This is a genomic window from Chroococcidiopsis sp. SAG 2025, from assembly GCF_032860985.1.
GTDB lineage: Bacteria > Cyanobacteriota > Cyanobacteriia > Cyanobacteriales > Chroococcidiopsidaceae > Chroococcidiopsis.
The window spans coordinates 197,966-219,514 of record NZ_JAOCNC010000005.1 but is presented as its reverse complement, the minus strand read 5'-3'; the positions used below and the strand labels follow the sequence as shown (position 1 = coordinate 219,514).

Below are 21,549 nucleotides of genomic sequence, written 5' to 3'. Positions count from 1 at the left end.
TATCCCGGGTGTGGTCAAAAGTAGTTGGTTGGTAGGAGAGGCTAAGTATAAATAGCGATTTTCGGCGTTGCTGAATAGAGATATGAACTATTGAGGAACTGGAACATTCCAGAATTTGAGATAGTGCAGTAACAATCGAATTGAATATTTCAGCATTTCTTCTGATTTGGAGTAGCACAGTGTCTTTCGATGCAGCCGAGCCAGATAGTGCCTCAGTCTTGTATTTTCGGACTCAACTCTGGTCATATAAGTCTTACTGACAATTTGATCGCCGTCTGGAATAAAACCTGGATAAACACTCCAACCATCCGTAACATAAAAGTAGCACCGCCATTGGGCAACGATCGCCCATAGCGGGGCAAAGGTTTCAGCACTATGGTCGCCCAACGCCCAACCTAAAATCCCTGAAGTGAAGTGATCTACTGCTGTCCACAGCCAGATTTTGTTTTTTTTGCACCGACGAAGGTTTCTAGTTCATCTAGTTCACCGACTTGGGGGACTGTTTCTGGGGCATCAGCATCAGGCAGATTGTTACCTACTTGCTTGAGCCAGTGAATGATTGTCGTATGATGAACACCTTTAACTCGTTCAATTCCTCGAAAACCGATGCCATTCACATACATTTTCAAGCATTCCCGTTTGACTTCATCGCTGTAACCTCTGCATGTTTCATAGTGTTCAATGAATTGTCGCCCACAATCAACACAAATGTGGTTCTGTTTACCTCGCTTGATGCCATTCTTCCGAATATGAGTTGATTGGCACTCTGGACATTGCATCGCAACTTACCTCAATTCATACCTCTATTATGCAATGCCCGATTTTCTATGCTTACTTGCTATTACAACAGGTTGCCTTTTTTCTGCACAGTTTGCACTCAGCATAAAGTCCAGTGTATTTCCGGCTGAATCCACCGCGCGGTAAAGATATTTTCATGCTCCTTTCACTTGGATGTGCGTCTCATCCACCCGCCACGAGTCGTTGGTCAGATTCAGGTGCGGTCGAACTCGTTTGTCCAGTTCCGGGGTGTAGCTCAACACCCATCGGTGAATCGTGGAGCGATCCACCTCCACCCCTCGCTCTTGCATCATCTCCTCTAAATCCCGGTAGCTCAGCGAGTAACGACAAGACCATCGCACATTCAGCACGACGATCTCCGGCAAGAAGTACCGCCACTTAAACAGGGACTAGAATGCCATTCAGGTTGAGGTCAGAGGAAATAAGCTTCCTCGCCTTATATTTTTGCGACAGAACCCCTATTTATTCATCGATGGTGGAGCCAGCATCGGTTACAGTTTAGTCTGAGCGGAGCACCTTTTTTCTTAATGGAGATTCGGAAGTATTTTGTTCTTGACAAACTGCTCAAATGTCGTTGGTGTTGTTGCTTCTGGGGTTCGTGCTGTTGCATAAATTCCATCAGGATCGCCAAGAGCACGAAACAGATCGCCCATTTCGCGCTGAACCTCAGCAGTCGCGCCCATTGCTGCAAACTGCTGCTGGAGCGATTCAATGCTGACTTGAGCGTATTCGATCAAATAGTCCAGCACTCGCGACAAGGTAGCAGATGTTTCAAGCAACGTTAGATTTTCGGGTCCCATCAAATTACGAGTCCACTGACCTGCCCAACGCCGATCCAGGAGATATTGTGCTGCCACATCCCCGATATCATCAGTGCTAATCCAGGGAATATCATGGTCACTCGGATAAGAAAACCAAACTATGCGATCGCTTTGGATCGTCTCGATTTGCGCCAGGAAATTCTCCATAAAATAGCCAGTCCGTAAGAGGTCATTTATAAAGAAAAGTTGAAAGCAGCGAGAATGGAGGCAAGAGGCTTTTACTATGACAAGACAGTAGCCCAAAGCATTGCCTCATGAGTAGAAAAGCTTACAAAAGTGATTTAACCGATCGAGAATGGCAAATCATTGAACCATTAATTCCACCTGTAAGACCAGGAGGACATCCACGTACTGTGGATATGCGTGAGGTAGTAAATGCCATCTTTTATTTGCTGAAAACTGGCTGTGCTTGGGAGATGCTACCACATGACTTCCCACCCTATTCAACGGTTTATTATTACTTTCGGCGTTGGCAAAAACGAGGAATTTGGCAGCAGATAAATCTTGCCTTACGTGAACAAGTACGGATGAAGCTGGGCAAATCTCATCAAGCTACTGCTGCAATTGTGGATAGCCAGTCCGTAAAAACGACGGAAAAAAGGGGAAGTATCCGGCTTTGATGGCGGCAAGCTAGTTAAAGGTCGCAAACGCCATGTCGTAGTAGATCCTCAAGGACTACTAATGGGTGTAGTAATCACCGAAGCTAATGCTTCAGAACGATTAGGAGCAATAGTGGCATTGCTAGAAGAGTGCTATAACTCTAAGTCTTTAGAGCTAATTTGGGCAGATAGTGGCTACAGTGGAGAGAATTTTGCACAAGCTGTAATGGTAGTCTGCGGTGCAGAAGTAGAAATAGTTAAGCGGATTACAGATGGGTTTGAAGTTTTGCCCAGAAGATGGGTAGTTGAACGAACTTTTGGCTGGCTAGGACGCTATCGACGACTAAGTAAGGATTATGAACTCCTACCGGAAATAAGTGAATCTATGGTCTACGCTGCTATGGTACGGCTGATGCTGAGACGACTAGCTGCTTGATTTTTACTTTATAAATCAGCTCTAAATGGACTACATTGGCAGTAGTTTGGTTGAAGGTCGATTCAACATTTCCACTCAATGAAACTGTGCCCAGGTTTGGTTTTGCACCTGCACCAATGCTAGAAATATTCACGACCCGCGGAATGCCATTTGCTGATACAGCGTTCGCGCCCGCCTTTGCTGTTTGAAGATACCAATCCCTCAAGTTAGGCACATCAAGCTTCGGTGGTGTTAGCCAAAACAAAGCATCTGCCTGTTGGGTTATTTCTATCAATGCTTGAGCATCGTCACTGCCAATCGGCTTAACGATCGCACCTTGAGCGACTAGAGCCGCTAACTTCTCTGGATGTCGGGCTAAAAGAATCGTTTCGGCTCCTGCCTGGATGACTTTTTCTGCGGTGCGTCGTCCAATGTTACCAGATGCGGCTGCGATGACAATTTTCACCTTTGTTCTCTCTATGAGTTTGGATTCAATGGGAAAGCAGTTCCGCTGCTGCTTACTATTTCAAGTATCGGAACCGGATTCCAATATTCGCGGTAGTGAAGAATCTTTCCATTCTTTGTTTCTAGTCGCACCACATAGTCTTGCTGATAGGGCTGACCCGTCGCCACAAACACAGCTTCTCCATGAAATTCAGCGAATAGAACATTTGGAAGCAGCGTCTGATATTCACGAACATCCGTAAAGACCCAGTTTTGCAATTGTGCAACTGCGTTCTTCATGTGGTTATAAGTAGTAGGGCATAATTAAACGTAAGATAGAGAAAAGCCAAAAACTTGCTGATTTTGACCACTCATGCCTGCTCCTTTACGTATCGTTTTGACAGAGTCAGAAGACCGGACGTTGAGTGAACTTCGGGTTGCCAAAACCGTTGCTCAACGTACCCGAGATCGAGCACAAATGCTTCGACTCAATGCTCAAGGATGGGTAGTGCCAGCGATTGCCGAAATTTTTGAGTGCCAAGAGCAGACAGTGCGCGAAACCATCCGCCGTTGGCAGCAGCAAGGGTTAGGTGGATTATGGGATGCTAGTGGACGAGGAGCTAAAGCCAAATGGCAAGAAGCAGACATGGCCTACCTAGAACAATGCCTAGAGCAAGAAGCCAGAACCTATAATAGTCAACAGCTAGCCCAGAAGCTAGAGCAAGAACGACAGGTAAACCTAAGTGCTGACCGGATTCGCCGCATTCTAAAAAAAAGGGCTTTAGTTGGAAGCGGACTCGACACTCGCAACGGGGCAGACAAGATCCTGAGTACAAAGCACTCAAGCAAGCTGACTTAGACACACTCCAACTAGCTGCCTGTGAAGGGTACATTGACCTGAAGTATCTTGACGAATCGGGATGTTGTCTGGAAAGTCCAGTCAGTTATAGTTACTCTCGCATTGGAGAGCAGAAACACCGAAGAGCAGGTCAAATCCTATGGAGACCGCATTAGTATTCTAGGGATATGGCAACCAGAGCAGTCGTTTGACTATGCTCTGGTACAAGGCAGTTTCCACAAGGAACGCTATGTTAAAGTGATGAACGCTCCTTGCCCAAAAGAGTGAGCAGACATTGCTACAAACCGGACGGCTCACAGTCGTGGTGCAAGATAATGGTTCGGCTCATACCAGTCATCTTGCCCGTGAGCACTGGCAGCAGTGGCAGTCGAAAGGGCTATATCTCTTTTTTCTCCCCCAATACAGTTCACATATGAATCTGATTGAAGCGCAGTGGCATCAACTCAAAACCCATGAAATAGCCGGAAGGATTTTTGATAACGAGTATGATTTAGCGAATGCCATGATTGAGGGCATGGAGAATCGAAGTCAACAAGGGGGATGGACACTGGAACGTTTTATGTTTAAATCTGCCTAGCTACTTACATCACCCTTGAGCAACTTTTGCAAACAGCTCCTAAAGAAGAAGCAGGGCCCTATAGCGATCACCTGCGACAACACTGGTTGAATCTACAACAGTATCCGAAGCAGTTAAAAGAGCTTGAAGAGGTGGTTAACAAAGGTTCAGTGCAATTAGAAGAGTCTAATTCGGAGCAAGTGTTTGAGTTAAATAGTATGGGGCTGTTGAAGCTGGATAATAATAAAGCCACAATGCGCTGTAAGTTATATTTTAAGTATTTCCAGGAGCGCTTGCAAATCAACAAATGACTAACGCACCTGATTCAGCTAGGTACAACTATCAAGTTGGGGGAAGCTTAGCCATTAACGCCTTTACATATGTAATGCGGCAGGCTGACCGTGACTTGTATGAGGGGCTAAAAGCAGGTGAGTTTTGCTATGTGCTAAGTTCTAGGCAGATGGGCAAGTCTAGCTTGATGGTACAAACTATGTGCCAGTTGCAAGCCGAAGGAGCTACTTGTGCTGTTATTGACATTTCTGCCATGAGTAGTCGGGATACCGAGTCTCAATGGTATGCAGGTATTGCCTACGAACTGGTGAAAGGTTTCAATCTTTCAGATAGGATTGACGTGCGAAGATGGTGGCAAGAGCGCGATTCTTTCTCTCCCACACAACGATTAAGCCTATTGCTCGAAGAGGTGTTGCTGCCAGAACGTCAAAGACTTGTAGTTTTTGTGGATGAGATTGATAGTATTCTCCGTTCAAACTTCTCCATTGATGGCTTTTTTGAATTTATTCAAGCTTGTTATAACAAGCGTGCCCATCAGTTAAAATACCAAGACCTTACTTTTGCACTATTCGGTGTAGCTACGCCATACGAGTTAGTCAAGGATAATAAAAGACGCAGCCCGTTTAATGTAGGTCGAGCAATTGAATTGCAAGGCTTTAAACAGATTGAAACAATCCCTTTACAGCTCGGGTTGATGGGAAGAGTCAGTAATCCAAAGGTAGCACTTCAAAAAGTATTAAATTGGACAGGCGGTCAACCCTTTCTCACCCAAAAAATTTGTAAATTTATTCATGATTTATCATGCTCTATTCCAGAAGGAAGTGAAGCGGAGTGGATTGAGAATATAGTGCGAGCGCAGGTGATTGAAAATTGGGAAGCTAGGGATGAACCCCCTCATCTAAGGGCAGTTCGCGATCGCTTATTTAATCATGGCGATCAGCTCAATCATGATGGTCAACTTACCATTCGGATGCTGGAAATATATCAAAAGATTTTGCGACAAGGCACAGTAACTGCTGATGAAAGTCTAGAACAAACAGAATTGCTATTGTCGGGTTTAGCTATCAAAAATGAGGGAAAATTAAGAGTTTTTAACCGTATCTATAAAGAGGTATTTAGTGAGGATTGGGTTGAAAGGATGCTAGCACAACAGCGTCCTTATGCTAGGGAATTAGCAGCTTGGGTAGCTTCTAATTATCAGAATCGCTCCTACCTGTTACGAGGAAGGAAATTACAATCTGCACTAATATGGACAGAAAAAAAAACCTTGACTACTGAAGATTATCGCTTCCTAAACGCTAGCCTTAGACTAGATAGAGAAGAAGGAAACGTAAAAAAACTGCTGCTAGCGGCGGTCTTTATTTCAGTCACTATCATGTCTGCTGTCGCAGGCACACAATTTTTATCATTGCGTCTGGATCGTTGCTCACCACCTCAAGTAAGGAGTAATAATGATACCTGCGTGGAGGATCCAGAACGCTTTAGTAGTGGAGAGCATCGCCTTTTTCGTAGTACACAAAACCCTGTTTTTAATAGCGGGATTGAAGCTTTTAAACGGGGAAAGTATTCTGAAGCAAGTGACTTATTTAGAAGAGCTAGTAACAGTAATAGCCCAGAACCAGAAATTTATCGTAATAATTGTGAAGCCCGTCTAAAAGGGTCTCCTTTTACACTTGCAGTAGTGGTGCCGATAGACAATGGACCTACTACTGCTGAAGAAATATTACGTGGTGTCGCAGATGCACAAGCGCAATTCAACAAAGCAGGAGGTTTAAACGGGCGGTTACTGGAGATTATAATTGCCAATGATGGGAACGAGCCTGACACAGCTGTCAGAATTGCTAAGCAACTGGCAATCAAGCCAGCAGTTTTAGGCATAGTTGGACACAACTCCAGTGACACCACCAAAGATGCACTAACCGAATACGAGAAAGCTGGGATAGCTACAGTCTCTTCTACTAGCACCAGCACATCTTTAAAAAGTCAGGTTTTCTTCCGAACCATTGTTTCTGACGAAGAAGCGGGTAAAAAATTGGCTGAGTATGCTGAAGCCAAAGGCTTAAACAAAGTGGTGATTTTTTCTGACTCTCAAAGTTCCTACAGCAGTAGCATACGAGAAGTCTTCGAGAAAAACTTCACCCAGTCAGGGCGGAGTGTTGTTGATGGTACTGACCTGAGAAATTTTGATATGCTGGATGCTAAAGATGCCAAGACTGAAATCGAGCGTAGAGTGAAGTTGGATCGGGTACAAGCAGCTGTTTTATTACCAAATAAAGAAACAACTTCTGTTGCCATCTCCCTTGCTAGGGCAAATGCTGAGCTACCGCTGAAGCAAAGGTTGCAGTTGTTAGGCGGCGATGCACTGTATGAATCTGAAACTGTCAATAAATATAATGGATCTGCTAGTCAGGGATTGGTTTTAGCTGTTGGCTGGTCTGGAGATCTCCCCTCTGCAAAAGCTTATTCCAATGCAGCATATAAGAGATGGACAGGAAAAGTTAGCTGGCGCACCGCTGCTAGTTATGATGCGACCCAGGCTTTGATTAAATCACTATCCAGCAACGCCTCACGGGAAACTGTACTTCAAAATTTGAGAAATGTGAAACTTTCTCCAGATCAAACATCAGGGACGGCACTTCAATTTATGTCAACAGGGGAGCGTTCTGGGGAAGCCTACCTCGTTCAGGTTGTTAAAGGTGCACCTTCTCCAAGAGGTTCCCAGTTTGGTTTTAAGATACTTCCAGAAACGTCCACTAAACAAACAAACTAGTGATAAAAGAAAAGTACCCTTGCGCTACTTGCCTGCGGTGTGAAAAGGGCTAATCTACCAAGTGTTCAAATGTTGGGTGCAGAATTAGGGTGGCCGCCGAGAGGTAGAGTCGAGGGGAATGTTGCCACTCCACCCCTCTCTTCCGGAACCGTGCTTGCGATTGTTCACCGCACACGGCTACTCAATGTGCAATCCTATTGTCATTAACGGACTTCTGGCTGCCATCAATAGCAGTCTTTTCATCATGGCAATGTCGATGTAATAGCTGAAGATTGACCCACTCGTCTTTTCCTCCCTTGGAGAGTGGAATTTTATGGTCAACTTCCATTACATTTCCTGAGAGAAAATATAATCCGCACCAAGTGCACTTTCCCTGTTGTTGTTTTAACAGTATTGCTTGTCTGTTAGGTAGTTCAGGATGTCTGCCTAATCTGGTACTCCAGTACACCAAATCGCCATCATAGGGACTTCTATCACCTTTTACCAACACATAATTATTGCTACTGCTCTAGGCAGTGTTTTAAAACCCACGCTAGTGTGGAGAGAGAAGCATTCAACGAGAACAGACAGACCTTGGTAGCACGTAATCCAATTTGCCGCGGGAACATAAGCAATCGACAGTGGCAACAACTTCAACGGTTGTTGCCGCAGCCAAGTCCAAAAGGTGGGCGACCAGCAAACGATCACCGCACGATTATTAATGGAATTCTCTGGATTCTACGCACGGGCGCGCCGTGGCGAGACTCACCAGACCGTTATGGAGCCTGGGAAACCGTAGCAGGCCGCTTTTATGCATGGCGCAAAAGCGGACGCTGGCAGCAGATTCTGGAACGTTTGCAGCAACAGGCAGATGCCGCAGGACAGTTTGACTGAAAGCTGCATTTTGTGGATGGCAGCATAATTCGGGCGCATCAACATGCGGCAGGGGCAATCGGTAGTGACGCCTCAAGCCAAGCGTTGGGTTACAGCAAAGGTGGGTTTAGCACCAAGATGCATCTGCGTTGTGAAGGCAAGGGTAAGCCTGTGACCTTCCTGCTGACTGTTGGGGAACGCAACGAGTCGGTGGTATTTGAGTCCTTGATGGAGCAAGGTGAAGTCAAACGAGTTGGACGGGGACGACCACGAGTGCGTCCGCAGCGAGTAGCCGGTGACAAAGCCTACACGGGACGACCGATTCGTGCCTACTTGCAGCGACGCGGGATTGGGGCAGTGATTCCCCGTCGCTCGAATGAATCTCGACGAGGGCACGATTTGACCGCCAAGCGTATCGAGAGCGTAATCGTATTGAACGGACGATTAATCGATTGAAGCAGTTTCGACGCATTGCCACCCGTTATGAGAAACGGGCAGAGAATTATCTCGCCATGCTCACCCTTGCTGCAATTCTCTTCTGGAGCTAGGTTTTAAAACACGCCCTAATGAGTGCTTGTACTATGCTCAACCTGAAAAGCAACGTGCATCGTTACTTTGTAACGCACAATCTGATTGTTCTCTACATCAGCAGTCCAGTTAGTTACCTCAATTGCGCTAATCCCCCGTAGCGATCGCGCCGACTCCGCTAAACCCTGTTGGACTGCATCATCAAAGCTTTTTTCGGAAGAAGCTACAATTTCAATGACCTTAGCAATTGACATAAATTGTCTCCTTTACGTTTGCTCTAGATTTTAGTTCCTTTTGGAAGGTTATGTTGCACAAAATAAATGAGGACAAGAGATCCCCAGCGATCAAAGCGGATTATGCAGCAACTCCAAAAATTTGAGATATGAATTCTACTTGACCTAAAATGTCTCTTGTTATTCCTTCAAATCATCTTCAATAGGGGTGGGGAGCGTAATAAAAATAGTGATATTACTGCCTTTTAGCATTTTTTCCTAAATTCGTTCTCTTATTGCAAATATGATAGTTGGAAACTGCCATGTTCTCGTAAGCTCTTATCAATAACCCTCTTCTGTCACTCTAGGAAAATTCAACGAATCTACGTAGTTTCAGCCTACGAGAAATCAAGGTTTTACCCCAGTTTGACAGAAGAGGGATAAGATGGCTCTCCAGATGCCAATTTTCAATGTCACTATTTTTATTACGCTCCCTCATCCTCACCGATTGCCCTTAACCCTGTTGTGTCACTCTCGGACAGTAAAAATTGAAGCTCCTGACTGTAACCTTGATTGGCTCAAAGCTAGAAGCTTTATTTTCTAACAGTAACCAAAATTTATAGCCAAAAAGTTGAAAGCGAAGCGTCGAAAACCTTTCAGAGATTAGCCTCTCCTAGAGTGACACAACAGGGTTAAGTAAGCCTGGGCAGCGGCTTGTTTGAGCGATCCCTGCGTATAGCGCCTGTAGACTTTATCCGTCTTAATCCCCATCAGCTCCTTTCCGTATAAAGGATCGACACCCGCTCGCGTGATAGTATTGCCAAAAGAATGCCGAAAATGGTGCGGTTTTAAGGGTGGCTGCTGAGATACGTGCAAAATGGGACACGTTGTAAAGAAATATTAAGAATGAAATCAAAAACCTGTCATTTACAAGGATTCTAGCCGCTTAAGCAAGCACTAAACTTTCGACCTCATCCAATGAAGGTGGCACAGTCTCCATATCAATCAGGTAATCACCAAACCGCTTAACATGAGCCGTAATATAAGGACTCACAACCGCCACATCCTCACGACTAATCAAATATCCTTGCTTCTGTAAATCACGCAATATATCAGTTAAATCTACAACATTTTGGAACAAAACAGCATTTGCTACCAAATCCTTATACTTAATCACCTTTTCCTGTTCAATTGGGTCATTCTTCATCACAACCCCAAAGCCACCAAAGAAAAACCACTTTGAGAATTTATGGTAAGCTTCCACAATATTCGTAACAGCAGTAATTTCTTTTCTCAGCTGCATATCCGATATATATTGCAGCAAGAAAACCGTTCTAACTACTTGACCTAATGACTGAAAAGCCTGATATAGCCTGTTTTTGCGACTATAATTACCCAATTTACGTAATAAAATTGCACTCGATACTTTACCAGTTTGGATTGATAGAACCACCCGTAAAATATCTTGCCAATGGGTATTGAACGACAATTAAATAGACCGAGTGACGACAACTAACTTGACTGCTACACCAAGTTGACGAGACGACAATTATCTTCAGCAACCGCTGCCAAAACAAAAGACACTAGGCAATGTCAATTAACGCCAATTAATGGACTGCCTAGTGTCGGGAAAACGAATTAATTTCAAACAGGTTCAAATATACATGAAAGCGAGAGAATCTGGCTGCACGCAGGAAACAGCAGCAGCAAAGGGAGGATTTTCGAAGCGTACAGGTAGACGCATTGATGCGGGAGCTCATCAACCGCAACGCGGACGACCCCATGACTGGCGTACCCGCAAAGACCCATTGGCTGAGGTATGGGACAGCGAACTAGTTCCGCTATTACAAAAACAACCGCAATTGCAAGCGATAACGTTGTTCGAGTACCTGCAGCAGAAGTATCCAGGCAAGTATGGGCAGTCTATCGTGCGGACGCTGCAACGACGAGTCCAGCAATGGAAAGCGACCAGGAGACCAGCGCAGTCAGTGATGTTTGAGTTAGAGCATCAACCAGGCGTAATGGGCTTGTCGGACTTCACCAAGCTCAAGCAGGTGCAAGTCACGATTGGCGGTCAACCCTTCGAGCATCTACTGTATCATTATCGACTTGCCTATAGTGGATGGCAGTACGTGCAAGTCATTCAAGGTGGCGAGAGTTTTGTTGCTCTGGCTGAAGGTTTGCAGAATGCCTTGGCAGCAAGCGGGGGTTGTCCACAAGAACATCGCAGCGATAGTCTTAGTGCCGCCTACCGTAACCTGGGTAAACGCACCGATGAAGATTTGACGCAAATGTATCAACGGCTATGCCAGCACTATAATTTGCGTCCCTCACGAAATAATCGCGGACTAGCCCATGAAAATGGTTCGATTGAGTCACCCCACGGCTATTTCAAACGACGGCTGCATCAAGCCCTATTGCTGCGCGGCTCGTGTGATTTTGATAGTGTTGCTGCCTATCAAGCGTTTATCTCTGGGATAGTTGAGAAGTTGAATACGCGCATTCAAGCCAAATTTCAGCTTGAGCAACCCTACCTGCATCCATTACCCAACTATCGTTATCCCGACTACGAAATCCTCAGCGTCAGAGTTACCACCCGTAGCACGATGACCGTGCGCTGCATCACTTACACTGTGCCGTCACAATTGATTGGCTTACGATTAACCCTTCACCTACATCATGACCGGATAGTCGGTTTTGTCGGCACGCAGCAGGTGGTAGAACTGCCACGCCTTCATGTACCTAGCCGCAGTCGGTTGCGGCGCTCCCGTTGCGTCAATTATCGTCACGTCATTGACAGCCTGCGACTGAAACCCCGTGCTTTTCTACACTGTACCTGGCAGCAAGAATTATTGCCTGACGACAACTACCGCCAATTATGGCAGGAGATGTTAACCCAGTTCGATTCCTACACGACGGCACGATTGATGACCGAGGCACTGTACATTGCTGCTAAACAAGATAAGGAACACGCAGTCGCACTGTATTTGGCTGACCACTTACGCTCTGGCACCCTTAGCTTGGTGGGACTGCAACAGCAGTTTCATCTGGGTGAGAGTGTGGCACATCCAACGCTTTCGGTACAGCAACACGACCTTTCCCCTTACGACTCTCTCTTGCATCATGTCCCCCAACAACAGCCAAATAACAGCCATCGAGACTCTGGGCTTCCTACTCAAAACACTCAAACTGCCCCACATGAACAACCATTGGCAAGAGTTGGAGCGTCAGGCTCTGGCTGGGGGCTGGTCACACGCTCAATTCTTGCTAGCACTGTGCGAATCCGAGGCAACACAACGTTATCAAGCGCGAGTGCAACGCGCCCTCAAAGATGCCCACCTGCCACCAGGAAAAGCTTTTTCCAACTTTGACTTCAGCCATTGCCCCAGCTTAAATCAGCCTAGCATCATGCAACTGGCTCAGGACAGAACTTGGTTGAAGCGGGGTGAGAATCTGCTGCTGTTCGGTCCTTCTGGAGTCGGGAAAACTCACTTAGCTGCTGCTGTCGGTCGCAGTTTGGTAGAACTGGGTGCACGAGTCAAGTTTCTGGGTGCCACCACAGCCGTGCAACTGCTACAAGCGGCGAAAGCCAACTTACAACTGCAATCAGCTTTACTCAAGCTCGATAAGTACGATCTGCTGATTCTTGATGACATTAGCTATGTCAAAAAGTCGGAAGTGGAAACATCAGTGTTGTTTGAGTTAATTGCTCACCGCTACGAACTCAAAAGCTTGATGATTACTGCCAATCACCCTTTCAGTGCTTGGGATGAAATTTTTACCGACTCTACTATGACCGTTGCTGCTGTAGATCGCTTGGTACATCATGCTGTCATTCTCGAAATCCTTGCACCCAGTTTTCGTCAACAAGCGGCTCTACAACGCTCTTCTTCTACTGACCAAAAGCAACCAAAATAATTGTCGCGCATTCGTCAAGATAGTTGACATTTCATAAATGGGTTTCTATCCGCTTCCAATCAACGGTTTCAGAGAACAAAGAATCAATATGTTGATAAACAGTATCTTTTGAAGGACGATAAAAATTTAAATCTTTCCAATTACGAATCCGAGGCATTAACTTAATTCCCAGCATATGTGCCAATGCAAACACAGGTGTTGATTGACCGTGGGTATCAGCATGAATTGTATCGGGTTGAATATCGGAAGAGTTTTTTAACAACCCCTCGATGATATGGACAGCTTCCCAAGTGCCACAAGAAATAAACTGGCTAAATAAAGCCACATAGGTATCAGAGACATGGTGATAAGCTATTCCTCCGTAACCCCCGTAGCGAATATGATACTCAGACAGTAAATTCTCAACGCAAGAGTTCATACTTAGTGCCATCCGCTGCCGCACTTTTACCATCGCCCCAAACCCTGGGCAGATTTAAAGCATTGTAGCGGTTAATAATATCGGCGTTTTTGCATGAATGAGAAAAAATCTACTGACCACCGACAAGGTGATGAATTTAGACCGCCACTTTATAACTGTCAGGTTTGCCCAACTGAATCATACGATTGAGCGCGGCACATTGCAGAAATAATTCTACTGCTTGGTTGTCAAAGCTATGTCGCCGTAACCTGCCGCCAAAAATAGTTTTCAGCCGAAACATGGTCGTTTCAGACAACGAACGACGATGGTAGTGACTTTCACACTTCCAGCGCTTGCGTCCGCCTTGGCGGATACGCCGCAAATTTTCATCTCTGGGATGCGGGGGTGCTTGACAATTGCCATGCTGCCAAATCTGGTAGTGTTGTAGATGTGTTGAGATAGGCTCCAAATTCCCCTTGCAGCCAATGTTTCAAATCAATGAGCAACACATCTACAACACTACCTATTCTGCAATTGCCTCACCTCTATGAGGATCTTTTTCGGGAAGTTGGGTTAAATTTTGCAGACTATGTTCAACTCAAACGATTGGAACCCTATACTCGCGTTCAATTTTGGGATGGGACACAACTAAATTTAACTTCAGATCTAGAGTCTTTTAAAACACAACTAGCAACTCTACGTTCAGATTTACCATTAGCATTTGAGCGTTGGTATACAGAGCATATCCGTAAATATAAATTGGGCTACAAGCCTTATCTAGGTAGTCCTGCAAGAACTTTATCAGGGTACTTGCGTTGGAATGAAATTATGCCTTTACTCTCGTTTCGTCCTTGGGAGAGTTTATACCAACATTTTTGGCGATTTTTCCAAGATGAGCGGTTGGTCTACGCTCTGAGCTATCCCTCGAAATACTTGGGAATGCATCCCACAGTAGCGGCGAGTGTATTCAGTCTAATTCCATTTTTAGAATTTGCCCAAGGAGTGTGGCATCCAGTTGGAGGATTTCGGGCATTGGCACAAGGGTTAGCTAAGGCGGCTCAAGACTTGGGAGTGCAAATTCAGCTTAACTGTCGAGTGCATCAAGTTTGGATTGAGCAGGGGCAAGTACGTGGGATTGAATTAGCGGATGGTAAGCGCCTAAATTTTGATGCAGTAGTGATTAATGCTGACTTTGGCTACGCTATCCGCCACTTGCTACCAACTTCAGCACGGGGTCGCTACACTGACCGCAAGCTCAAGCAAATGAAATTTTCATGCTCTACCTTTATGCTGTATTTAGGTGTAAATCGCCGCTATGAAGACTTAGCACATCATCAGATCTATTTGTCAGAACACATTCGACGGCGCGAGCGCCCTTGGTTAGATGATTCGGGATTAGATGAAACCGATCCCCCGTTCTATGTCTGCAATCCAAGCATCATCGATCCCAGTAATGCACCAGTTGGGCACAGTACATTGTTTGTGTTAGTACCAATTCCCAATACTTCTTATGCTGTTGACTGGCATACTAAACAAAAAAGCTACCAAGACTTTATAATTAAACGTCTACATTTGCTGGGATATGACAATATTGAGCAACACATTGTTGCCCAGGGGTGTTACACGGCACAAACTTGGCGCGATGACTATCAAGTTCACTTGGGTGCTGTGTTCAATCTCAGCCACAATTGGAGCCAACTTGGCCCATTTCGCCCACCAATTCGTTTTGAAAATATTAGCCGGTTGTATTGGATTGGTGGTGCAGTTCACCCAGGAAGTGGATTACTAACAATTTTGGAAGCAGCACGCAGTGCATCTGGATTTATTAGCCAAGATTTGGCATGAACAGGTAAGCTGTACGCTAAAACACCCCTCTTCTGTCACTCTAGGAAAATTCAACGAATCTACGTAGTTTCAGCCTACGAGAAATCAAGGTTTTACCCCAGTTTGACAGAAGAGGGTTAAGTTGCTGTTTTTCTAATTCGTTTAGGAAACTTTTTAAGTCTTGGAACGCTAGGAGAAAAGCCATCATAGTATTGTCAATTTGGTAGTATTAAAGATGTAATGATGGAGAAGTAGAGTTTCTGGCTGATGGATTGCCTCACATGCCTGCCTGTCCCATTTGTGCATCTTCTCAAACGGTCAAAAATGGGCGCATCCATAACGGCAAACAACGATTTCTTTGCCATGACTGCGGACGACAATTCATTGAATATCCGACCAAAAAAGTGATTGACTCTGCAACCCGGGAACTAATAGACCGATTGTTGTTGGAGCGCATTTCGCGCTTCTGGAATTGCTCGTGCCACCCAGGTTTCTGAACAATGGCTACAAACCTACGTGAACGAGAAATACGCTTCTGTGCCCCGGCAAGTGCAGGTAACACCCAAAAAAAGGGGAAGCTAACCATTCAATGCGATGAGCTATGGTCATTTGTGGATAACAAAGGCAATAAGCAATGGGTCTGGTTGGCACTCGATGCAGACACCCGTGAGATTGTTGGTGTTAATATCGGAGCAAGAGATGAGGCATCTGCACAGGGTTTGTGGGATTCTTTACCTGCAGTTTATCGTCAATGTGCAATTGCTTACACTGATTTCTGGGCAGCTTATGCAGCAGTTCTACCGTCAAACCGACACCGACCAGTCGGCAAAGAAACGGGGAAAACTAGCTACGTTGAGCGATTGAACAACACCTTTAGACAACGAGTCTCTCGTTTGGTACGAAAAACCTTATCGTTTTCTAAATCGTTGGAGAATCATATTGGTGCCATCTGGTATTTTGTCCACTACTACAAGGCATCATTACTTGTTTAGCACTACCCTCTGGCTAAAGTCGCTAATCGCTTTGCCAAAATAACTGCTGCGCTAGAGGGGGTGTTAGATCTAACAGGAATGCTCGAACGCCAACTAGAGTTGCTAGCAGCTTTACCAGTTGTCGATGTTTGGGGGATTGGTTCTTGCTGGGGACAAATGCTAACTGCTGAGGGGATTGACACGGCATTAAAACTGAGGGAGCAACCGAACTGTGGGTGCGCACTCGCATGGGAGTCGTGGGACTGCGGACGGTGTTTGAGTTGCGCGGTAGCAGTTGCTTGCCCTTGGAATTACTCCCACGAAGGCGCAAATCGATGATGGTATCTCGTACTTTCGGGAGAGCAACGCGCTCGCCGCACGAGTTAGAAGAAGCTGTCGCGACTTTTACGGCAAAAGCCGCCCGAAAACTGAGACGTGAAGGCTTAGTAGCGGGTGCTTTATGCGTGTTTGTTAGCTCTAGTCGATTCAAAGAGAATTTCTACTATAATTCGGCTCGCAGTCGCTTGATGACTGCCAGCAATCACACTCCGACGCTGCTCAAGTCTGCCCTAGCTCTGACGCAGCAGTTATGGCGAGATGAAGTTGAGTTTGCTAGAGCCGGAGTGATTTTGACCAAACTCGTCGATGAAAATATCATTCAGTTGAGCTTGTTTGACGATGACTACGATCCAACAGACGAGCGTTCTAAGCAGCTGATGCAGGCAATTGACGAGCTAAACCAGCTTTACGGTCGAGATCTCGTGCGTTTTGCAGCTGTGGGAACTAACCAACATTGGCAGACCAGAGCGCGGTATTGCTCCAATCGTTGGACTACACGTTGGTCAGAATTACCAATTGCCAAATGTTGAGCGAAAACAATACTTTATGACTTCTGGTAGGTGACAACAAGTAGTAATTTGAAGCGAGAAGTTGCGTGCTGTTGAATTGACGCAGAATCAGCCAAGTTTAATCAGACCTTGAACGTGAATTAATCTCTGATTGCTAATTTTTATTTGAGAACTAGTTAAGGTATAGCAAATTTGAGCGAAAAAAGTTCGTAAAGTCAAGAATTTGAGAGACGTTTTCCTAGTCTTGACGGCAAGTTATTTTAGCATTTGAATGATTCAAAAAGCGATTGTCGTACTAGTAAAATAGCTGACAAATTAGGACTTGCTCAATTTTTGTCTACCCCACAACTATGAAAAATTTAGCGAAAAATTAGCCCAGGGGTGAATATGAATCGCTTCGATCTAGCAGGCATCCTATCAGTTCCAGCCAAGCGCAGACAGTTGCTCATAGGTGCGGGAGCGCTAACGGGATTTGCGATCGCCAATCAATTTCCCAGGAGAGTTATTGCTCAATCAAAATTTTCTGCTTATCCATTCAGTTTAGGTGTAGCTTCAGGCGATCCATTGCCTAACAGCATTGTGATTTGGACGCGACTGGCTCCCGATCCGCTTAATGGTGGCGGAATGCCACAACAAAATGTCTCGGTTGAATGGCAAATTGCTGCTGACGAAAATCTGCGCCAGATTGTCAGACGCGGCACGGTATTGGCAACACCGGAATTAGGGCATTCTGTCCGGGTAGACGTGAAAGGGTTAAAACCGGGGCAGTGGTACTGGTATCAATTTCGAGTCGGGAGTGAAGTCAGCCCGATCGGACGCACCCGTACTGCCCCTAGATCGGGCGATCGCCTCGACCGTTTCCGCTTTGCCTTCGCTTCCTGTCAAAATTGGCAACAAGGTCACTATACGGCATACAAATATATGGCGACAGAAGACCTCGATCTGGTTGTTTTTCTAGGCGATTATATTTACGAGGGACCACCGAGTGCCACAGCTTTACGACCTCATGAAGGCACTAAAGAACCCGTGACATTGGAAGAATATCGCAATCGCCACGCCCAGTATAAGTCCGATCCCAATCTGCAAGCAGCACACGCTGCTTTCCCTTGGCTGGTGACTTGGGACGATCATGAAGTAGACAATAATTACGCTGACGATATTCCTCAAGATCCAGAACTACAATCCCGCGAAGATTTGCTATTAAGACGGGCTGCTGCTTACCAAGCCTATTACGAGCATATGCCGTTGCGAGCTACCTCAATGCCGCAGGGACCGGATATGTTGCTGTATCGTCGCTTTACTTTTGGAGATTTAGCAGAGTTCAACGTTCTCGATACCAGGCAGTACCGCACCAATCAACCCTGCAATGACGGTACAAAACCTCGTTGCGAAGCAGTCTTCGATCCAAATGCTACCCTGACTGGATTGGAACAAGAACAGTGGCTATTCCAAGGGCTAAAACAGTCTAAATCTCGTTGGAATATCCTGGCACAACAAGTGATGATGGGGCAGGTAGACCGCAGCCCCGGAGCCGAACAGACTTTTCCAATGGATCAATGGGCTGGTTATCTAGTGCAGCGCAACCGCATTCTCCGCTTTTTCCAAGAACAACAAATTTCCAATCCCATCGTCATTACTGGCGATATCCACTCCAACTGGGTATCGGATCTCAAGCTAGATTTTGATGTTCCAGACTCCCCTATTGTTGGTGCGGAGTTCGTTGGCACTTCCATCAGTTCTGGAGGTGATGGTGCTGACTCCAATCCCACAGTCGAGGCTTATCTACCAGAAAATCCGTGGATTAAGTTTTACAACTCGCAACGGGGTTACGTCCGTTGCGAACTTAGCCCCAGTCGCTGGCAATCCGACTATCGCGTCATGTCTGCCGTCACTAACCAAGACGGTAGTATTTCCACCAGAGCTTCATTTATCGTAGAAGACGGACGAGCAGGAGTACAGTCAGTTTAGCGTGGAAGCGTAATAAATTATTATGCTTTGTAGTACGTCGTTGAAAACCTAAAGCTTAATGAGAATGAGCGACGAAAAAGTCGGAAATTAAGCCGTGTAATTCTCAATAAATTAATCGTTTGTGAACGATGTGTTTCAATGTAGTACAAAGCATGATAATTTATTACGCTCCCTAACACTATTGCAGGTTCGGTTTTAACTGTCAGGACATTTATAAATGTAGCTGTTTATCAGTCCCTTTAAATCAGTTTCTTTCATTCGTTGCGAGTGGCTTGCCGCCCGTAGGCTGCTCCTAAGAAACTAGATTTTCTGAGGGCTGAGGAATAAGCTCAAAACCAAAAGCCTGGGCTTTTTTGTGGAGATTATTGAGCATTCGCTCACGTAATAACGCTGCTCATAATAATCCATACCAGGATCGGTGTAATTTCCTCCAGTTGTCCAAAGTTTGTAAAAAATTCGCGCAATCTTATGAGCAGTTGCAGTAATGGCTTTAGGAGAGCCAAGTCGAGAACGTAAGCGACGATAAAATGCGCCCAAAGCGGAATTACTTTTTCCGGCAGTTTGCGCTGCCATACGGAAAGCTGTCTTCGGCGCGATTGACTACAGGACGAGTCTGAGAACTTTGAATTTTGCCACCAGTAATGCGACTGCCAGCGACATTGCGCCAAGCCAAGAGGTAAAGTGTTTAACCGTAGGGAATCGGCTGGGATCTAAACCAACTTCAGAAAGGATGATTTGTACTGTCAGGACACCAAGACCATCCACTTGGGTAAAATCAACCCCACTCATGCGATAAAGATGAGTACGCAAATCAAAGCTAGGTTCATTGCCTTGAGGTTTATGGCGAATATGCTTTGGTGGAGTAAGGGGAGACTGGGAAATATCAATTTTATCGTTAAATTGACTTAAGCAATCCTCAATTCTTAGGTCACATGAGCGCGATTTGCGATTGGTAGACATCATACAGGTGTAATTCTTGTTGCAAGACAAACAAATGTTCTTTCCGGTAGTCACCGTGAAGCGCAGCTGCAATTTCTGCTTCACTACGTTTGACACGATGATGTTTTTTAGCTGCAAGTACTTGTGGGTCATGTTCACCAGCGACGATAGCTCGAATGATTGCCATACCTGTAGTGCCTGTAATATCGCGCTCCTGCTTGATGCAGTTGTATGTTCATTTGAGTCAAAGCTTTCTGCATCCGTTGAATATGAACACTGGCACTTCTGATCAAACTATCACGTTGACGAATATAGCTACGTAAAACACAGATTTCGTCTTCTGGGCGAAAAGAACCTGACAACAATCCATAGCTGTAGTAACCTGCAAACATAACTCCTCAAACCTGCAAACAAGACATTTTCAAACCAGGATTAGTTGCAACTGAGACAGCGATAAAACCAGGATTAACTACAACTGAACCAGGATTAAATGCAACCAGCCTGCAATTATCCACTTCAACCAGGATTAACTGCAACTAACGGTAAAAGAAACGGACGTTTTCTTAACTACAACACTAGTAAGAGTTTCTGAACCCTAAGCCGCCTATTCCCTAGTTAAAAAAGTCGGTAAAGAATTCAAAGTTAACTTATCAAATTCTGAGATGGGTTTTTTGACAAGTCCTACCAGGACTCACAGCCTAATGCCAACATAGTGTTGAGTCTATTTGCAAATAATCCTGGCTCAAACGGATGATTGCAGGTTGATTGCATTTAATTCTGGTTCAGTTGTAGTTAATCCTGGTTCAAATGAAATTATAGTTGCAACTAATCCTGGTTTGAAAATGTCTTGTTTGCAGGTTTGAGGAGTTATGTTTGCTGGCTCCTACACATAGCTGTGCAACTGTTGCAGCCATTGACAGTCTAAAACAGCTGTCTTGCGTCCAAGCAAAGTTTTCACATGGTGAGCATTTACAAGCATAACTTCAAAGCCACGAGTTTCTAAAATTTGAAATAATAGAATCCAATAAACACCTGTTGATTCCATTGCCACTGTCTCAACTCCACATTCAGCTAACCAGTCAGCAATGGCGTACAGGTCAGCCGTGTAGCAACCAAAACGCCGGACGCATTCGTTAGCTCGTCCTGAAGGTACGCACACCCATTGATTTTGGGAACCAATATCAATACCAGCCGCATTTGCATCAATCGGATTCAATTTTGATGCTTTGGCTACAGATTGGCGATTTGGAACTGAAGACTTCTGTTTTTTCTTCATTTTAGTTCCTCTAGTCTCAAGCAATATCAAAGTTGAGAGTGTGCCTTAACCCAGGTTGACGGAATTGTACAGTCTTCTAAACGGGATAACGTCTAAACGCTTCACCAATGTCATCACCGTCATAACCCAGAACCATGCTTTTGTGCGGGCGAAAATGCACCATTGAGGGAACGGTCTTAACTGTCAGGACACAATTAAGAGTGTAATTTTTTTTCGGTGCATCTTATTTTTTTGTTTCTTCCATCCATAACGGAAGCGATAGC

General features: G+C 45.2%; 20 protein-coding genes and 8 pseudogenes. 13 read left to right on the top strand and 15 right to left on the bottom strand.

Going from position 1 to position 21,549, the window contains the following annotated elements; translation table 11 throughout:
* Window positions 1–87: 87 nt before the first annotated feature.
* The 3 genes and pseudogenes from N4J56_RS38495 to N4J56_RS38485 all read right to left on the bottom strand — a co-directional run bounded on the left by N4J56_RS38495 (window position 88) and on the right by N4J56_RS38485 (window position 1,766).
* Window positions 88–779 (bottom strand): IS1 family transposase gene (locus N4J56_RS38495; RefSeq protein ID WP_317104780.1). Its coding sequence is split into 2 segments (ribosomal slippage): window positions 88–455 and window positions 455–779, totalling 693 coding nucleotides; the frame shifts between segments, so codons are not numbered across the junction.
* 93 nt (window positions 780–872) lie between these two features.
* Window positions 873–1,184, bottom strand: a pseudogene (locus N4J56_RS38490) (IS6 family transposase); the annotation flags it as partial.
* 138 nt (window positions 1,185–1,322) lie between these two features.
* Window positions 1,323–1,766: a hypothetical protein gene (locus N4J56_RS38485; RefSeq protein WP_317112222.1), complete on the bottom strand. Its 444-nt coding sequence runs from the start codon at window positions 1,764–1,766 to the stop codon at window positions 1,323–1,325.
* A 107-nt stretch (window positions 1,767–1,873) separates the two neighbouring features.
* Between N4J56_RS38485 and N4J56_RS38480 the strand changes: the two genes are divergently transcribed.
* Window positions 1,874–2,654, top strand: a protein-coding gene (locus N4J56_RS38480) for an IS5 family transposase (protein ID WP_317105119.1) whose coding sequence is annotated in 2 segments (ribosomal slippage) — window positions 1,874–2,211 and window positions 2,210–2,654 — 783 coding nt in all. Because the reading frame shifts where the segments join, the coding sequence is not laid out codon by codon here.
* On the opposite strand, the gene N4J56_RS38475 is transcribed toward N4J56_RS38480, so the two are convergent.
* Window positions 2,617–3,099 (bottom strand): NAD(P)H-binding protein, encoded by a 483-nt coding sequence (locus tag N4J56_RS38475; protein WP_317112221.1) that lies wholly within the window; start codon window positions 3,097–3,099, stop codon window positions 2,617–2,619. The genes N4J56_RS38480 and N4J56_RS38475 overlap by 38 nt on opposite strands.
* 11 nt (window positions 3,100–3,110) lie before the next feature.
* The gene (locus tag N4J56_RS38470) at window positions 3,111–3,377 is read right to left on the bottom strand and encodes a nuclear transport factor 2 family protein (protein ID WP_317112220.1); all 267 of its coding nucleotides are present in this window, start codon (window positions 3,375–3,377) and stop codon (window positions 3,111–3,113) included.
* 73 nt (window positions 3,378–3,450) lie between these two features.
* Between N4J56_RS38470 and N4J56_RS38465 the strand changes: the two are divergent.
* The 3 genes and pseudogenes from N4J56_RS38465 to N4J56_RS38455 all read left to right on the top strand — a co-directional run bounded on the left by N4J56_RS38465 (window position 3,451) and on the right by N4J56_RS38455 (window position 7,553).
* Window positions 3,451–4,513: pseudogene (locus N4J56_RS38465) on the top strand (IS630 family transposase).
* Window positions 4,504–4,803: an AAA-like domain-containing protein gene (locus tag N4J56_RS38460; RefSeq protein ID WP_317112452.1), complete on the top strand. Its 300-nt coding sequence runs from the start codon at window positions 4,504–4,506 to the stop codon at window positions 4,801–4,803. The pseudogene N4J56_RS38465 and the gene N4J56_RS38460 overlap by 10 nt, the downstream one beginning before the upstream one ends.
* A complete protein-coding gene (locus tag N4J56_RS38455; RefSeq protein WP_317112218.1) occupies window positions 4,800–7,553 on the top strand; it encodes an ABC transporter substrate-binding protein in 2,754 nt (917 codons plus the stop codon). The genes N4J56_RS38460 and N4J56_RS38455 overlap by 4 nt, the downstream gene beginning before the upstream one ends.
* A 181-nt stretch (window positions 7,554–7,734) precedes the next feature.
* On the opposite strand, the gene N4J56_RS41720 is transcribed toward N4J56_RS38455, so the two are convergent.
* Entirely contained in the window at window positions 7,735–8,001 is a 267-nt protein-coding gene (locus N4J56_RS41720; RefSeq protein WP_410500841.1) for an HNH endonuclease, read from the bottom strand.
* Between the two features lie 143 nt (window positions 8,002–8,144).
* On the opposite strand from N4J56_RS41720, the pseudogene N4J56_RS38450 reads away from it, so the two are divergent.
* Window positions 8,145–8,953 (top strand): annotated as a pseudogene (locus tag N4J56_RS38450) (IS5 family transposase).
* 15 nt (window positions 8,954–8,968) lie between these two features.
* Here the strand turns inward: N4J56_RS38450 and N4J56_RS38445 are convergent.
* The 3 genes and pseudogenes from N4J56_RS38445 to N4J56_RS38435 form a co-directional block, all read right to left on the bottom strand.
* Window positions 8,969–9,187, bottom strand: coding sequence for a dodecin family protein (locus N4J56_RS38445; RefSeq protein WP_317112216.1), 219 nt, complete (start codon window positions 9,185–9,187; stop codon window positions 8,969–8,971).
* 621 nt (window positions 9,188–9,808) lie between these two features.
* Entirely contained in the window at window positions 9,809–10,021 is a 213-nt protein-coding gene (locus N4J56_RS38440) for a hypothetical protein (protein WP_317112215.1), read from the bottom strand.
* A gap of 70 nt (window positions 10,022–10,091) precedes the next feature.
* A pseudogene (locus N4J56_RS38435) lies at window positions 10,092–10,622 on the bottom strand (Tn3 family transposase); the annotation flags it as partial.
* A gap of 133 nt (window positions 10,623–10,755) precedes the next feature.
* Here N4J56_RS38435 and istA point away from each other — a divergent pair.
* Window positions 10,756–11,682, top strand: a pseudogene (gene istA, locus N4J56_RS38430) (IS21 family transposase); the annotation flags it as partial.
* Window positions 11,683–12,268: 586 nt separating this feature from the next.
* Window positions 12,269–13,063, top strand: coding sequence for an IS21-like element helper ATPase IstB (istB, locus tag N4J56_RS38425; protein ID WP_317104990.1), 795 nt, complete (start codon window positions 12,269–12,271; stop codon window positions 13,061–13,063).
* Between the two features lie 37 nt (window positions 13,064–13,100).
* Here the strand turns inward: istB and N4J56_RS38420 are convergent.
* Together N4J56_RS38420 and N4J56_RS38415 are read right to left on the bottom strand one after the other, a co-directional pair.
* Window positions 13,101–13,563 (bottom strand): annotated as a pseudogene (locus N4J56_RS38420) (Tn3 family transposase); the annotation flags it as partial.
* Window positions 13,564–13,617: 54 nt separating this feature from the next.
* Window positions 13,618–13,896, bottom strand: a pseudogene (locus tag N4J56_RS38415) (IS5/IS1182 family transposase); the annotation flags it as partial.
* 62 nt (window positions 13,897–13,958) lie between these two features.
* Between N4J56_RS38415 and N4J56_RS38410 the strand changes: the two are divergent.
* The 6 genes from N4J56_RS38410 to N4J56_RS38385 all read left to right on the top strand — a co-directional run bounded on the left by N4J56_RS38410 (window position 13,959) and on the right by N4J56_RS38385 (window position 19,071).
* A complete protein-coding gene (locus N4J56_RS38410; protein ID WP_317112214.1) occupies window positions 13,959–15,305 on the top strand; it encodes a phytoene desaturase family protein in 1,347 nt (448 codons plus the stop codon).
* A gap of 260 nt (window positions 15,306–15,565) precedes the next feature.
* The gene (locus tag N4J56_RS41715; protein WP_410500809.1) at window positions 15,566–15,781 is read left to right on the top strand and encodes an IS1 family transposase; all 216 of its coding nucleotides are present in this window, start codon (window positions 15,566–15,568) and stop codon (window positions 15,779–15,781) included.
* Window positions 15,782–15,784: 3 nt separating this feature from the next.
* Window positions 15,785–16,276, top strand: a complete 492-nt coding sequence (locus tag N4J56_RS38400; RefSeq protein WP_317112213.1) for an IS1 family transposase — start codon at window positions 15,785–15,787, stop codon at window positions 16,274–16,276.
* Window positions 16,277–16,336: 60 nt separating this feature from the next.
* The gene (locus N4J56_RS38395; RefSeq protein WP_317112211.1) at window positions 16,337–16,594 is read left to right on the top strand and encodes a hypothetical protein; all 258 of its coding nucleotides are present in this window, start codon (window positions 16,337–16,339) and stop codon (window positions 16,592–16,594) included.
* On the top strand, window positions 16,591–17,124 hold the full coding sequence (locus N4J56_RS38390; RefSeq protein WP_317112209.1) for a DUF4113 domain-containing protein: 534 nt from the start codon (window positions 16,591–16,593) through the stop codon (window positions 17,122–17,124). The genes N4J56_RS38395 and N4J56_RS38390 overlap by 4 nt, the downstream gene beginning before the upstream one ends.
* Before the next feature lie 366 nt (window positions 17,125–17,490).
* The gene (locus tag N4J56_RS38385) at window positions 17,491–19,071 is read left to right on the top strand and encodes an alkaline phosphatase (protein WP_317112208.1); all 1,581 of its coding nucleotides are present in this window, start codon (window positions 17,491–17,493) and stop codon (window positions 19,069–19,071) included.
* 300 nt (window positions 19,072–19,371) lie between these two features.
* Here the strand turns inward: N4J56_RS38385 and N4J56_RS38380 are convergent, their stop codons facing one another.
* From N4J56_RS38380 to N4J56_RS38365, 4 genes and pseudogenes are all read right to left on the bottom strand, one after another.
* Window positions 19,372–19,644 (bottom strand): hypothetical protein, encoded by a 273-nt coding sequence (locus tag N4J56_RS38380; RefSeq protein WP_317112207.1) that lies wholly within the window; start codon window positions 19,642–19,644, stop codon window positions 19,372–19,374.
* A gap of 27 nt (window positions 19,645–19,671) precedes the next feature.
* Entirely contained in the window at window positions 19,672–20,034 is a 363-nt protein-coding gene (locus N4J56_RS38375) for a transposase (RefSeq protein WP_317112206.1), read from the bottom strand.
* Complete coding sequence (locus tag N4J56_RS38370; protein ID WP_317112205.1) at window positions 20,000–20,197, bottom strand: hypothetical protein; 198 nt, start codon at window positions 20,195–20,197, stop codon at window positions 20,000–20,002. The genes N4J56_RS38375 and N4J56_RS38370 overlap by 35 nt, the downstream gene beginning before the upstream one ends.
* A gap of 702 nt (window positions 20,198–20,899) precedes the next feature.
* Window positions 20,900–21,286 (bottom strand): annotated as a pseudogene (locus tag N4J56_RS38365) (IS110 family transposase); the annotation flags it as partial.
* Window positions 21,287–21,549 lie beyond the last annotated feature (263 nt).

Bases quoted from the DNA above. Each gene is read 5' to 3' on its own strand.
- N4J56_RS38485 (WP_317112222.1), bottom strand. From the start codon at position 1,766: ATGGAGAATTTCCTGGCGCAAATCGAGACGATCCAAAGCGATCGCATA.
- N4J56_RS38470 (WP_317112220.1), bottom strand. From the start codon at position 3,377: ATGAAGAACGCAGTTGCACAATTGCAAAACTGGGTCTTTACGGATGTT.
- N4J56_RS38455 (WP_317112218.1), top strand. From the start codon at position 4,800: ATGACTAACGCACCTGATTCAGCTAGGTACAACTATCAAGTTGGGGGA.
- N4J56_RS38445 (WP_317112216.1), bottom strand. From the start codon at position 9,187: ATGTCAATTGCTAAGGTCATTGAAATTGTAGCTTCTTCCGAAAAAAGC.
- istB (WP_317104990.1), top strand. From the start codon at position 12,269: ATGTCCCCCAACAACAGCCAAATAACAGCCATCGAGACTCTGGGCTTC.
- N4J56_RS38410 (WP_317112214.1), top strand. From the start codon at position 13,959: ATGAGCAACACATCTACAACACTACCTATTCTGCAATTGCCTCACCTC.
- N4J56_RS41715 (WP_410500809.1), top strand. From the start codon at position 15,566: ATGCCTGCCTGTCCCATTTGTGCATCTTCTCAAACGGTCAAAAATGGG.
- N4J56_RS38400 (WP_317112213.1), top strand. From the start codon at position 15,785: ATGGCTACAAACCTACGTGAACGAGAAATACGCTTCTGTGCCCCGGCA.
- N4J56_RS38390 (WP_317112209.1), top strand. From the start codon at position 16,591: ATGATGGTATCTCGTACTTTCGGGAGAGCAACGCGCTCGCCGCACGAG.
- N4J56_RS38385 (WP_317112208.1), top strand. From the start codon at position 17,491: ATGAATCGCTTCGATCTAGCAGGCATCCTATCAGTTCCAGCCAAGCGC.
- N4J56_RS38380 (WP_317112207.1), bottom strand. From the start codon at position 19,644: ATGGCAGCGCAAACTGCCGGAAAAAGTAATTCCGCTTTGGGCGCATTT.
- N4J56_RS38375 (WP_317112206.1), bottom strand. From the start codon at position 20,034: ATGATGTCTACCAATCGCAAATCGCGCTCATGTGACCTAAGAATTGAG.
- N4J56_RS38370 (WP_317112205.1), bottom strand. From the start codon at position 20,197: ATGGCAATCATTCGAGCTATCGTCGCTGGTGAACATGACCCACAAGTA.